Source organism: Bradyrhizobium sp. WCU1 (genome assembly GCF_053474805.1).
Genome location: NZ_CM130280.1, coordinates 920,726 through 933,296 on the forward strand (window position 1 = coordinate 920,726; position 12,571 = coordinate 933,296).

Sequence of the window (12,571 nt, forward strand, 5' to 3'; positions counted from 1 at the left end):
AGTCGCCGGATGACCTCGAGCCGCCGCGCCTGAGACGTCCTCGTCAAGATGCCTTGGTCGACGCCGCCTGACGAACCGGTCGCACTACATCGCGGCGGAACGCTGCTGACGCTGCAGTAGGCCGCCGACTACATCATGACATTATCGGACGACGCCAGCAGGAAGCACGCCGGAAGATCGCGATCGAGCATCTGATCAACGCCGCGAAACGAGGGGGCCAGCAGGCTGATATTCGCGCGCATCGCGGTTCTGCGCGCGTGGAACGGAGCTGCGAAGGCGGCTGAAGCGGAAGCGTAACCGGCAACGCTTACTTGAATGCCGCGCCGACGGCGCTGAACTGGCCGCTCACACTGGTGCCGATGCCTTTGACGCCGGCGACGATCACGATGCTGATGCCACCGGCAATGACGGCGTACTCGATCGCGGTCGCCCCGACCTCGTCACGCAGAAACCTTGCTAGCAACGCGCGCATGAAAAGCTCCTGTCCGACGCTCGCGGCGTTTTGTCCCGCGCCGTTGTAATATGCCAGCAAAACTAGGCCACATTGGTTGACGGCCCATTGAGGGACAGGATGAACGATCGCTTAAGGGTTGCAGAGAAACTCCCTGCTAGTTTTGCCTGCATCCTGACCTCGCCCCGCGCGGCGACCAGCCGCGATTGGGCGTAAACGCATATCAGGACTACCCGATCCGGCCCGCCGCTCGGCTTTACCGGTCGGCGGAATCCTGTTCCTTTATCGGACAGGACGACAACGAGGCCGGAGCGAACCGGCCGCATCCAAAGGGAGTGACCGTCATGAAGCTCGGCACCGCGATCGCGGAAATCATGAAGCGCGAGGGGATCGAGATCCTCACGGGCTACCCGGTCAACCATTTGATCGAATACGCCGCCGCCGCCGATATCCGCCCCGTGATGGTGCGGCAGGAGCGCATCGGCGTGCACATGGCGGACGCGATCTCGCGCCTCACCTCGGGCGAGAAGATCGGCGCGTTCTGCATGCAGCACGGCCCGGGCGCCGAGAACGCGATGGGCGGCGTCGCGCAGTGCTACGGCGAATCCGTGCCCGTGCTGGTGCTGCCGATGGGCTATGCGCGCAGGCTCGCCAACATCGATCCGAACTTCAATTCCAGCCAGGCGATGAAGGCGTTCTTGAAATCCTCGGAGCCGATCAACATCGCGGCCGAAGTCGGCAACATCTTTCGCCGCGCCTTCACCCGATTGAAGAACGGCCGCGGTGGCCCTGTGATCGTCGAGATCCCCGCCGACATGTGGAACGAGGAGGTGCCGGAGCCCTTGAACTACACGCCGGTGCTGCGCACCCGCTACGGCGCCGATCCCGTTCACATCAAGGAAGCGGCCGCCCTGCTCGTCAACGCCAAGCGTCCGGTGATCTATGCCGGCCAGGGCGTGCATTACGCCAAGGCCTGGCCGCAGCTGAAGCGCCTTGCCGAGCGGCTTGCGATCCCCGTCACCACGAGCCTCGGCGGCAAGTCGTCATTCCCGGAGACGCATCCGCTGTCGCTCGGCTCCGGCGGCCTTGCGGTGCCGCGCGCGGTGCCGAAATTCCTCGCCGAGACCGATTTGATCTTCGGCATCGGCTGCTCCTTCACCGAAACATCGTTCGGCATCGCGATGCCGAAGGGCAAGACCATCATTCATTCGACGCTCGACCCGAACCACATCAACAAGGATGTCGAGGCCAAGATCGGCCTCGTCGGCGACGCCGGCCTCGTGCTCGACGCACTGCTGGAGGAGATCGGCAAGACCGTGACCGCGGACCGCAACGCGAGCGTGGTCGCCGAGGAGATCGCCGCCTCCCACAACGAGTGGCTTGCCAAGTGGATGCCGAAGCTGACGCACAACGACGCGCCGCTCAATCCCTATCGCGTGCTGTGGGACCTGCAGCACACCGTCGACATCCACAACACCATCATCACCCACGACGCCGGCAGCCCGCGCGACCAGCTCTCGCCGTTCTGGAAGTCGGTCGAGCCGTTGTCCTATATCGGCTGGGGCAAGACGACGCAGCTCGGCTACGGCCTCGGTCTTGCGATGGGCGCGAAGCTGGCAAAACCGGACAAGCTCTGCATCAACGTCTGGGGCGACGCCGCGATCGGCTTTACGGGCATGGATTTCGAGACCGCGGTGCGCGAGCGGATTCCGATCATGTCGATCCTGCTGAACAATTTCTCGATGGCGATCGAATTGAAGGTGATGCCGATCTCGACCGAGAAATACCGCTCGACCGACATCTCCGGCGATTACGCCGCGATGGCCCGCGCCTTCGGCGGCTATGGCGAGCGGGTGACCAAGCCCGAGGACATCATCCCCGCGATCAAGCGCGGCATCCAGAAGACCAAGGAGGGCGTGCCGGTGCTGCTGGAGTTCATCACCAGCAAGGAGACCGAGGTATCGCGGCCGGGCACGTGAGGCATCACGCAGCGGCTCGCGCCCTTCCCACTTGATTTGAGCTCGCCTGCGCGGGCAAGCTCCCTCCGCGAGAAGATCGGAGGGAGCGATGGCGCGCATCCTGGTGCTGGGGGCCGGCTTTGCGGGGCTGTGGGCCGCGCTCGGCGCAGCCCGCAAGCGCGACGAGATCGGCGCGCGGGCGGCAGATACCGAGATCCTCGTCATCGATCGCAACGCCTATCACAACATCCGGGTGCGCAATTACGAGGTCGACCTCGCCGATGTCGCGCTGCCGCTCGACGGGCTGCTCGATCCGGTCGGCGTCGAGCACGAGGTGGCCGAAGTCGCGGCGATCGATCCGGCAAAGCGCGAGGTCGTGGTCAAGACGAGCTCCGGCGCGGAGACCTTGACCTATGACCGGCTGGTGCTGACGACCGGCAGCGAGCTGGTCCGCCCCGCCATTCCTGGCCTTGCCGCGCATGGCTTCGATGTCGACACCCATGAAGCGGCGATGCGGCTCGACGCGCATCTGGCGGCGCTCGGCAAGGAGCCGGCGTCGCCGGCACGTTCGACGGTGGCAGTCGTCGGCGCCGGCTTCACCGGAATCGAGGTCGCCGCCGAAATGTCGGCCAAGCTGGCGGCCGCCGGCATTGCGGGCCATCATCGCGTCATCTTGATCGATCCCAATCCCGTCGTCGGCGCGACATTCGGCGCGCATGGCCGCCCGGTCATCAACGAGGCGCTGTCAGCGCTCGGCGTCGAGACACGGCTGAACGTCAGGGTTGGCGCCGTCGGCGCCGACAGCATCACGTTAAGCTCGGGCGAGATCATTCCGGCGGCGACCGTGGTGTGGTGCGGCGGGATGCACGCGAGCCCCCTCGCCGCGATGCTGCCGGCCAGGCGCGACGCGCTCGGCCGCCTCGCGGTGGATCATTGCATGCGCGTCGAAGGCCTTCCCGGCGTGTTCGCCGCAGGCGACGTCGCGTCCTGCCTGATCGACGGCGAGCACCCGACCGTGATGTCGTGCCAGTTCGCGCGTCCGATGGGCCGCTTTGCCGGACACAACGTGGTCGCCGATCTGTTCGGAGAAAAGCTGCTGCCGCTCAATATCGACTGGTATGTGACGGTGCTCGATCTCGGGGCCTGGGGCGCGCTCTACACCACCGGCTGGGACCGCGAGGTGCACACCACAGGAGCCGCCGCCAAACTCACCAAACAGACCATCAACCAGCAGCGCATCTATCCGCCGCGCAACGGTGACCGCGCGGCGCTGCTCGCGGCCGCCGCGCCGACGATCCAGACCGCGCCACCAACGCGCAAATAGCAGAGGGGGCGGCCCCCCGCGTGACCGCCCCTCCCCATCTCGCGCTGGCTCGCGCCGCGATTACTGCGACAGCTTCACGAAATCAGGAAACTTCAGCTTCCCTTCCGCGATCGCCTTCGGCCAGACCGTGATCTGCTTGCCGTTCTGCCACTGGAACACGAGACCGGTGACGGCGCCCGGGCCGGACTTGATGCCGTGGGTGAACTCGTCGTTCTTGCCGTAGAACTGGATCTTGCCGATCGTGCCCTCGAAGTCGGTCTTCTCGAGCTCGGCGACCATCTTGTCCGGATCGGTCGAGCCGGCGCGCTGGATCGCTTCGGCGATGATGTAGACCTCGTCATAGGCGGTGTAGCCGGTATAGGCCGGCGGCGTGCCGAACTTGGCCTTGAAGGCCGCAGCGAACGGCTTTGTCTTCGGTGTCACCGCAACGTCCGGTGTCGCCACCGCGAGCGAGGGCACGCCTTCGGCGGCGCCGTTGGTGTCGCCCCAGAAGGTCGGGCTCAACGCCTGCGCGCTGATGCCGAACATCGGGATCGGCACCTGCTGGTTCTTCCACTGCACCGTCGGCTGCACGCCGACATGGGAGATGCCGGTGACGATCACGTCGGGCTTGGCGGCTTCCATCTTGTTGAAGATCGGCGTGAAGTCGGTGGTGTCGGGCGAGAAGCGGATGTGCTCGACCACCTTCAGGCCGGCCTTCGGCAGGCAGGCCTCGTACCCGGCGTCGAGCGGTTTGGTCCACGCGGCGTCCTCGCTCATGATCGCCACCGATTTGAACTTGAGGTTATCGACGAGGAGATCCTTGGCGGCGTCGCAGACGAGCTGCGCCTGCGCTGCCGAGGTCAGGTAGCCGTGGAAGGTGTACTTGTTCTTCTCATAGTCGTTGTGAACCGCCTTGGTGATCTCGTTCGAGGCGGCGCCCGGCGTGATCAGCGGCATCTTCAACCGCGATGCCCACGGCTCGAGCGCCAGCACGACCTCGCTGATGTAGCTCGCGATCACCGCGGAGACCTTGTCCTCGCTGACTGCGCGCTGGAACGCACGCACCGAGTCCGCCGACGAGCTCTTGTTGTCGTAGGTGACGATCTCGATCTTGCGGCCCATCACGCCGCCCTTGGCGTTGATCTCGTCGGCCGCGATCTGCGCGCCGCCCGGGGTTGCCGCACCGGCGATCGACTGCACCTCGGCAATCACGCCGATCTTGATCGGATCCTTGGACTGCGCATAGGCCGGTGCCGCGAGGCAGAGCGCCAGCGCGGTAGCCAACAGGCTCGTGCGGGCGGCGGTTGAATATCCTGACATGGTCGTCTCCCTTTGCTTTGTTATTTTTCAATCGTTGAACGTCAGAGAAAGTCCTTGCCGGCCTCCGCGGCGAACCGGCCCGGATCGCCCTCCCAGACGATCCGCGCGTGCTCCAGCACATAGACGCGGTCGGCATGCGGAAGCGCGAAGGTCACGTTCTGCTCGCCGAGCAACACCGTGATCTTGGTGGTCTGGCGCAGCTTCTCCAGCGCCTTCGACAACAGTTCGAGGATGACCGGTGCAAGTCCCAGCGTCGGCTCGTCGAGGATCAGGATCTGCGGCTGCATCATCAGCGCGCGGCCGATCGCCAGCATCTGCTGCTCGCCGCCGGACAGCGTCTGGGCCATCTGGCCCTGGCGTTCCTTCAGGATCGGGAACAGCTCGAACAGCCAGGCGAGCTGCCTGGCCCGCGCCGCGTCGTCGAGATGCTGACCGCCGAGATCGAGGTTTTCCCGCACCGTCATCTCGCCGAACAGTTCGCGCGATTCCGGGCACTGCACGAGGCCGGAGCGGGCGATCTTGGCAGGCCCGGTGCCGCGCAGTGGCTGCCCGCCGCGCAGGATCTCGCCGGTATAGGGCAGGAAGCCGGAGATCGTGTTGAACAGCGTGGTCTTGCCGGCGCCGTTGAGGCCGACGATCGAGACGAACTCGCCCTCATGGACGTGGATCGAGACGTTCTCCAGCGCCTGCGCCTTGCCGTAATGCACGCTGACATTCTCGACCTGCAGCAGCGGCACCTTGTCCTTGAACGAGGTCTCGGGTCGCGCGTGGGTCTCGATCGCGCCGCCGAGATAGACCCGGCGCACGGTCTCGTTCTTCATCACGTCCTCGGCGCGGCCGGTCGTGATCTCCTCGCCGAGATACATCGCGAGTACGCGGTCGACCAGGGCCGCGACGCTCTTGACGTTGTGGTCGACCAGCATCACCGCGCGTCCCTCGTCGCGGAAGCTGCGGATCAGGGCGGAGAAGGTGCCGACTTCGGCGCTGGTGAGGCCCGCAAAGGGTTCGTCGACCAGTACCACCTTCGGATCGCGCGCGATCGCCTTCGCCAATTCCAGCCGGCGCAGATCGGCGAACGGCAGCGTCGGCGGACGGCGATCCATCACCGCGCCGAGCCCGACGCGCTCGGCGATCCATTTGGCGCGCTCGGTCAGTGCCTTGTCGGGAAACAGCATGAACAGGCTGTCGGGCAGCAGCGCGACCATGATGTTTTCCAGCACGGTCTGCCGGTTCAGCGGCCGCGAGTGCTGGAACACCATGCCGAAGCCCTTGCGCGCGATCTTGTGCGCGGGAAGGCCAGCGACGTTCTCGCCGTCGAAGATCACCTCTCCCGCGGTCGGGCGCTCGATGCCCATCACGCTCTTCATCGCGGTCGACTTGCCCGAGCCGTTCGGCCCGATCAGACCGAGGATCTCGCCCGGGTGCAGGTCGAACGAGAGGTTCTTCACGGCGGTCAAGCCGCCGAATCTCTTGGTCAGTCCGCGGACGGTGAGCGTTGCTGTGGTCACGGTCTGATCCATTTAAGAGCGCGCCTCGCGTGACAGGGCCGCTCCGAGGAAACCGCCGGGGAAGAACAGGACAACGAGCAGCGCCACCGCCGAAACGATGAAGGTGGCAAGCTCGCCGGTCGGGCGCAGGAACTCGCCGGCCACGATCAGGAAGATCGCGCCTAACGCCGCGCCCAGCACGGTGCGCCGGCCGCCGAGCACGGCGGAGACGATCACGTTGACGCCGACCGCGACGTCGACCACGGTGCCGACCGAGGCGGTGCCGAAGTAGAACACCAGCAGCGCGCCCGACAGGCCGGAGAAGAACGCGCTGACGATGAAGGCTGCGAGCTTGTGCTTGACGATGTTGAAGCCGAGCGCGCCCGCCTGCACAGGGTCCTGCCCGCTCGCCTGCAGCACGAGTCCAACCGGCGATTGCGACAGCCCGTACAGGATCGCGGCGCTGATGGTCATGAAGCCGAGCGCGATCCAGTAATTGGCGCCGGCATTGATGGTGATGACGTCAGGGATCGTCAGCCCGATCTCGCCGCCGGTGAGATCGGCGAAAACGACCACAAAATTCTGCAACATCAGCACCGCGACCAGCGTGGTGAGGCCGAAATACGGCCCCCTCACCCGCAGCGCCGGCAGCGCCAGCACGAAGCCCGCGACAACAGAGGCGAGCGCGCCGAGCAGGATGCAGACATAGACCGACCAGCCGTACTGGTTGTTGAGGATTCCGGCGGTGTAGGCGCCGGTGCCGATCAGGAAGGTCGGGCCGAAATTGACCTCGCCGGCGAAGCCGAACAGCAGGTCCCAGGCCATCGCGAACACGCCGAAATAGAACGCGACGGTGAGGAGCCCGAGGATGTAGCCCGAGACGTAGAGCGGCAGCGTCGCCGCAACCGCCACGCAGACCAGCGAGATGAAGAACAGGCGCGAGGTGAAGAAGTTGGCCATCTCAGCGCCTCCCCAAGAGGCCCTGGGGCCGGATGTACATCACGAACACCAAGAGCAGCAGCGCCGGAATGGTGCGGTAGGCCGGCGAGATCATGTAGGCCGTGATGGTCTCGAGATAACCGACCACGAAGGCCGCGATCAGCGAGCCGGAGACGCTGCCGAGGCCGCCGAGCACCACGATCGAGAACGCGCTCGCGGTCAGCGGCCCGACGCTGTAGGAGCTGACGCCCAAGAACATGCCGAGCAGCACACCGGCGATGCCGGCGAGGATGCCGTAGATGCCCCACACCACAATGTAGATCTGGGTGAGCTCGAGCCCGAGCAGCGTGACGCCGCGCGGGTTCATCGAGGCCGCCAACACCGCCTTGCCGGTCCGGGTGCGGTTCACCAGCAGCCAGAGCAGGCCGATCGCGAGGCAGCACACCAGCGCGGTGAAGATGTTGTTGCGCGGCGTGCGGTTGCCGAAGATGTCGACGACGCCCTCGACGATCGGCAGCACCGTCTTGGCGTTGTTGGTGAAGAAATAGGCGATCAGCTCCTGGATCATGATGCCCCACAGCAGGGTGCCGGTGAGGACGAAGATCTCCTTCTCCTCGTTGGGGATCCGGGTCGAATTCTGGATCGGCTTCACGACCGCGAAATAGGTCGCGAAAGAGACTATCAGCGCGACGCCGACCCCGAACAGCGCACCTGAGTAGATGTCGAGGTGCAACACGCTGGCCGCGGCCCAGGCCGCGACCGCTGCGGCCACCATGATGGCACCGTGGGAGAGGTTGAGGACGCCGGAAACACCGAAGATCAGGGTGAAGCCGGTCGCGCCGAGTGCATAGAGCGCACTGATGGCAAAACCATCGATCAGGATTTGTAAGGCAAGCATCTCATATCGGCCGCGGCAGCAGGGCTGCCTGTTGTGGAGGATGCGGAACTGAATAGCGATGCTCCCGGGACCGGCCCGGGAGCATGATCATCAGTCAGTTCGTGGTGAGCTTGATGAAGCTCGGGAACTTGAGATCGCTCTTGGCGACCTCCTTCGGCCAGACCGCGACCTGCTTGCCGCCCTGCCACTGCAGCATCAGTCCGGTGATCAGGCCCTTGCCGTACTTGATGGAATGGGTGAACGGATCGTCCTTGCCGTAGAACTGGACGCGTCCGATGGTGCCTTCCCAATCGGTCTTCTCGAGCGCATCGACCACCTTGTCGGCCTCGACCGAACCGGCGCGCTTCACCGCATCGGCGATGTAGTAGACCTCGTCATAGGCGGTGTAGCCTGCATACGACGGATAGTTGCCGTAGCGCTTCTTGAAGTCTTCCGCGAACGGGACCGACTTCGGCGTCACCGCGACGTTCGGGCCCGACACGCCCTGATACAGCACGCCTTCCGCCGCATCATTGGTGTCCTTGCCGAAGGTCTCGTTGGTCGCCTGCGAGGAAATGCCGAACATCGGGATCGGCACCTGCTGGTTCTTCCATTGCACGGTCGGCTGCACGCCGACATGCGAGATGCCAGTGATGATCACGTCGGGCTTGGCGGCTTCGACCTTGTTGAAGATCGGCGTGAAGTCGGTGGTGTCGGGCGAGAAGCGGATATGGTCGACGACCTTGAGCCCGATCTTCGGCAGGCACTCCTCGTAGCCGACGTCGAGCGGCTTGGTCCAGGCCGCGTCCTCGCTCATGATGACCGCGGTCTTCATGTGCTTCTGATCGACCAAAAGCTCCTTGGCGGCGTCGCAGACCGACAGCGCCAGCGCCGCCGAGGTCAGGTAGCCGTGGAAGGTGTACTTGTTCTTCTCGTAGTCGGCGTGGACGCTCTTGCTGATCTCGTTCGAGGCGGCGCCGGGCGTGACGAACGGCGTCTTCAGCCGCGAGGCCCAGGGCTCGAGCGCCAGCACCACCTCGCTGATGTAGCTCGAGATGACGACATTGACCTTGTCCTCGTTGACCGCGCGCTGGAATGCGCGCACCGAATCCGCCGAGGACGAGTGATTGTCGTAAGAAACGATTTCGATCTTGCGGCCGTCGATGCCGCCCTTGGCATTGATCTCGTCGGCGGCGAGCTGCGCCGCCTGCGGGATCGATGCGCCGGCGATTGCCTGCGCTTCGGCAATCACGCCGATCTTGAGGGTGTCAGCCGCCAGCGCTCCGCTGGGACTGGCTGCCAAAAGACCCAACACGGCCGCTCCGGCAAGTTGCTGCATCGCATGAACAGGCAGTCGCGATGTTCTCTTCACCCTGTTTCTCTCCTCTTTTTGTTCGGCTGCTTCGAGCTCTTGGGGCGGGACTATAGCTGCGACAAAATGCGCAGCAAGTGAAACTGCGCGCAGATCGCCATGCGCGGACGGCAACTAAAGTAGTGGGTCGGCGCCGGCGGGCTGAATAAATATGAGGCAGAGCGGGAATAAATGAGAGTCGTGGGCGACGATCTCTCCTCGCGTCGCTGCCCGGCTCGACCGGGCGATGACACCGAACAAGCTGCATGACCGGGCAACATACGCGCCGTCGTCCTGGCGAAAGCCAGGACCCATTACCCAAAATCTCAATTGCTGCGCGACGCTGGGGCCGCGATCCCGCTCATCACCGAAGGGCGGTGGTTATGGGTCCTGGCTTTCGCCAGGACGACGAACGACGAGTCCCGCCTGCAACTTGCGCTGCGACGTAAGCCCGCCCCTACTCCGCCATCTCCACCGGCTGCGCGGCGGGGCCGGCGAGCGGGCGCTCTTCCATCGTGATCATGCAGATCGAGGCGGTGGTCAGCAGCACGGCGGCGGCGCCGAACACGTAGCGGAACGCATGGATCATGTCGGCCATCGGGATTGCGCTGACCGTGCTCGCCGCCGCGGCCTGATGCTCGCCGGCGAGCGAGATGTCGGTGCCGAGCGTCATCAGCAGGATCGTGGTGAAGGCGGCAACCGTGAAGGACGCCATCATCGCCCGGAAGAAATTCATCGCGCCGGTCACGGTGCCGACCTGCGGCCGCGCCACCGCGTTCTGCAGCGACACCACGCTGATCGGGAATGTGGTGCCGAGCCCGAGCGCGAACACGCTCATCACAAGCAGCAATCCCCAGAGCGGCAGCGTCGTCATCGCCATGCCGACGGCGCAGATTGCCGCAACCGAGGTGCCGACGATTGCGACCCGCTTGTAGTGCTTGGCCTTCGCCATGGTCCGGCCGGCGATTGCCGCGCCGAAGGTCGAGATCGCCGCGAGCGGAATCAGCGCCAGGCCGGCCTCGCTGGCGGTGAGGTGGTAGACCACCTCGTAATAGAGCGGCAGATGCACGGTGAGCCCGACCATGGCGCCGAGCGCGCAGCCGCCCGCGCCCATCGCGAACGGCACCACCGAGCCGCCGAGCAGCGACAGCGGCAGGAACGGCTCGTCGGCGCGGCGCGCATGCCAGACGAAGCCGCCGGCGAGCGCGATCGAGGTGCCGATCATCGCGGTGATGGTCGGCGACAGCCACGAGAGACGCGTGCCGCCCCAGGTCAGCACCAGCATCAGCACCACGGCCGAGGCCATCAGCAGCACGCCGCCGAGCCAGTCGACCTTGCGCTTGCGGTGGAACACCGGGATCTTGCCCATCTTCGGCAGCAGCAGCGCGAGCGCGGCGGCTGCAAGCGGCAGGTTGATCCAGAAGATCATCGACCAGTGCAGATGCTCGGCGAACACGCCGCCGACCACCGGGCCGAGAATGCCGCCGGCCATCCAGACGCTGGAGAAATAGGCCTGATAGCGTCCACGCTCGCGCGGGGTGACGACGTCGGAGATCACGGTCTGGACCACCGGCATGATGCCGCCGCCGCCGAGCCCCTGCAGGCCGCGGGCAATGATCAGCATCGTCATGCTGGGCGCGATCGCGCACAGCACCGAGCCGACTACGAACAGGCTGAGCGAGGTGATGATCATGACGCGGCGGCCATAGATGTCGCTCAGCGTGCCGAACACCGGCGCCACCGCGGTCGAGGCCAGCAGATAGGCCGTGATCACCCAGGAAAGATTGGTGACATCGTGAAACTGGCGTCCGATCGTCGGCAGCGCGGTCGCGACGATGGTCTGGTCGAGCGCGGCCAGGAACATCGTCAGCATCAGGCTGATCACGATGGTGCGGACTTCATCCGGATTGAGCGGTGCCGGCGGCGCCAGCGGCGGCGCGTCGCTGAGTTCGATCACCTCGCTCGGGAGGTGAGACAGCTCTTCGGCAATATCGTCAGGCAATGTGGATTGGTCGGCAGGACACGGGCTCTGCCGTTCATACTTGTTCATTTGGGGCGTAATGCTGCTGCGCGGGCGCGTCCCGCGATGGAATCATTCTCTGTTTCGCAATTTATGCAGCAATTGCCTGCTGAGGCAGCCACCCCAGCGCATGGGTGCATCCCGCAGCGATGTTCTCGCGATGACGTGATCGCGGCAGCGCCGGCACCAGTTCCGGCGACGGCATCGCCACGTCCTGAAAATCTACTTGGAGGCCTTCGGGCGCTTCTTCAATTGGGCTCGTTTCGGCAGCAAGGCCGGCCAACGTACGATGTGATCCTCGAGATCGGCGTCGTTGACATCGATCTCGGTACCCTCGACCCGGCCGCGCACCGAGACCCCGGCTTCGTGAACGGTGTTGGGATCGCCCGAGATGAGGGGATGCCACCAATAGAGGTCCCGCCCCTCGGCCACGAGGCGGTAGCCGCAGCTCGGCGGCAGCCAGTTCAGGGTGCGGACATTTTCGGGGGTGAGACGGACGCAATCCGGAACCTGCTCGGAGCGGTTCGGATAGTCCTTGCAGGCGCACAGACCGGCATCTAGCAGCTTGCAGGAGATATGGGTGAAGTAGATCTTGCCGGTGTCCTCGTCCTCGAGCTTCTCCAGGCAGCACCGCGCGCAGCCGTCACACAGGCTTTCCCATTCGGCGTTGGACATCTCCTCCAACGTCTTGGTTTTCCAGAAGAATCCCTCCTGGTCCGACGGGCGCTTGGGCGGTGCGGTCATGATGTCCCTGGAAATGGCGGTGCAACCCTTCTTGGGACGCCGGCGCCGGCTCCGCAAGGGGGTGCGATTGCGGGGTCGCAAAAGCCGGTGGGCAGCGTTAGGCCTTTCATTAAATTCA

At 65.1% G+C, this 12,571-nt stretch carries 10 protein-coding genes; 2 read left to right on the plus strand and 8 right to left on the minus strand.

All coding sequences use genetic code 11. From position 1 onward, the window contains the following. Positions 1-307: 307 nt before the first annotated feature. Positions 308-472: a Flp family type IVb pilin gene (locus tag ACTUWL_RS04270; RefSeq protein ID WP_021081995.1), complete on the minus strand. Its 165-nt coding sequence runs from the start codon at positions 470-472 to the stop codon at positions 308-310. Positions 473-795: 323 nt separating this feature from the next. On the opposite strand from ACTUWL_RS04270, the gene ACTUWL_RS04275 reads away from it, so the two are divergent. Together ACTUWL_RS04275 and ACTUWL_RS04280 are read left to right on the plus strand one after the other, a co-directional pair. After that, positions 796-2,430, plus strand: a complete 1,635-nt coding sequence (locus tag ACTUWL_RS04275) for a thiamine pyrophosphate-requiring protein (RefSeq protein WP_021081994.1) — start codon at positions 796-798, stop codon at positions 2,428-2,430. 88 nt (positions 2,431-2,518) lie between these two features. After that, positions 2,519-3,733 (plus strand): NAD(P)/FAD-dependent oxidoreductase, encoded by a 1,215-nt coding sequence (locus ACTUWL_RS04280; RefSeq protein ID WP_021081993.1) that lies wholly within the window; start codon positions 2,519-2,521, stop codon positions 3,731-3,733. A gap of 60 nt (positions 3,734-3,793) precedes the next feature. Here ACTUWL_RS04280 and ACTUWL_RS04285 read toward each other — a convergent pair whose 3' ends face one another. From ACTUWL_RS04285 to ACTUWL_RS04315, 7 genes are all read right to left on the minus strand, one after another. After that, a complete protein-coding gene (locus tag ACTUWL_RS04285) occupies positions 3,794-5,035 on the minus strand; it encodes an ABC transporter substrate-binding protein (protein ID WP_106940111.1) in 1,242 nt (413 codons plus the stop codon). 41 nt (positions 5,036-5,076) lie between these two features. Then, positions 5,077-6,555: an ATP-binding cassette domain-containing protein gene (locus ACTUWL_RS04290; protein ID WP_021082489.1), complete on the minus strand. Its 1,479-nt coding sequence runs from the start codon at positions 6,553-6,555 to the stop codon at positions 5,077-5,079. Then, positions 6,556-7,482, minus strand: coding sequence for a branched-chain amino acid ABC transporter permease (locus ACTUWL_RS04295; protein WP_021082488.1), 927 nt, complete (start codon positions 7,480-7,482; stop codon positions 6,556-6,558). A gap of 1 nt (position 7,483) precedes the next feature. Continuing rightward, positions 7,484-8,359: a branched-chain amino acid ABC transporter permease gene (locus tag ACTUWL_RS04300; protein ID WP_021082487.1), complete on the minus strand. Its 876-nt coding sequence runs from the start codon at positions 8,357-8,359 to the stop codon at positions 7,484-7,486. Between the two features lie 94 nt (positions 8,360-8,453). Next, entirely contained in the window at positions 8,454-9,677 is a 1,224-nt protein-coding gene (locus tag ACTUWL_RS04305) for an ABC transporter substrate-binding protein (RefSeq protein WP_106940109.1), read from the minus strand. 469 nt (positions 9,678-10,146) lie between these two features. Next, the gene (locus tag ACTUWL_RS04310) at positions 10,147-11,739 is read right to left on the minus strand and encodes an MDR family MFS transporter (protein ID WP_021080772.1); all 1,593 of its coding nucleotides are present in this window, start codon (positions 11,737-11,739) and stop codon (positions 10,147-10,149) included. Positions 11,740-11,931: 192 nt separating this feature from the next. After that, positions 11,932-12,453: a YcgN family cysteine cluster protein gene (locus ACTUWL_RS04315; protein WP_021080773.1), complete on the minus strand. Its 522-nt coding sequence runs from the start codon at positions 12,451-12,453 to the stop codon at positions 11,932-11,934. Positions 12,454-12,571 lie beyond the last annotated feature (118 nt).

What these genes read in the sequence shown, in the direction of transcription:
- ACTUWL_RS04270 (WP_021081995.1), bottom strand. Translation starts at nt 472, where the DNA reads ATGCGCGCGTTGCTAGCAAGGTTTCTGCGTGACGAGGTCGGGGCGACC.
- ACTUWL_RS04275 (WP_021081994.1), top strand. Translation starts at nt 796, where the DNA reads ATGAAGCTCGGCACCGCGATCGCGGAAATCATGAAGCGCGAGGGGATC.
- ACTUWL_RS04280 (WP_021081993.1), top strand. Translation starts at nt 2,519, where the DNA reads ATGGCGCGCATCCTGGTGCTGGGGGCCGGCTTTGCGGGGCTGTGGGCC.
- ACTUWL_RS04285 (WP_106940111.1), bottom strand. Translation starts at nt 5,035, where the DNA reads ATGTCAGGATATTCAACCGCCGCCCGCACGAGCCTGTTGGCTACCGCG.
- ACTUWL_RS04290 (WP_021082489.1), bottom strand. Translation starts at nt 6,555, where the DNA reads ATGGATCAGACCGTGACCACAGCAACGCTCACCGTCCGCGGACTGACC.
- ACTUWL_RS04295 (WP_021082488.1), bottom strand. Translation starts at nt 7,482, where the DNA reads ATGGCCAACTTCTTCACCTCGCGCCTGTTCTTCATCTCGCTGGTCTGC.
- ACTUWL_RS04300 (WP_021082487.1), bottom strand. Translation starts at nt 8,359, where the DNA reads ATGCTTGCCTTACAAATCCTGATCGATGGTTTTGCCATCAGTGCGCTC.
- ACTUWL_RS04305 (WP_106940109.1), bottom strand. Translation starts at nt 9,677, where the DNA reads ATGCAGCAACTTGCCGGAGCGGCCGTGTTGGGTCTTTTGGCAGCCAGT.
- ACTUWL_RS04310 (WP_021080772.1), bottom strand. Translation starts at nt 11,739, where the DNA reads ATGAACAAGTATGAACGGCAGAGCCCGTGTCCTGCCGACCAATCCACA.
- ACTUWL_RS04315 (WP_021080773.1), bottom strand. Translation starts at nt 12,453, where the DNA reads ATGACCGCACCGCCCAAGCGCCCGTCGGACCAGGAGGGATTCTTCTGG.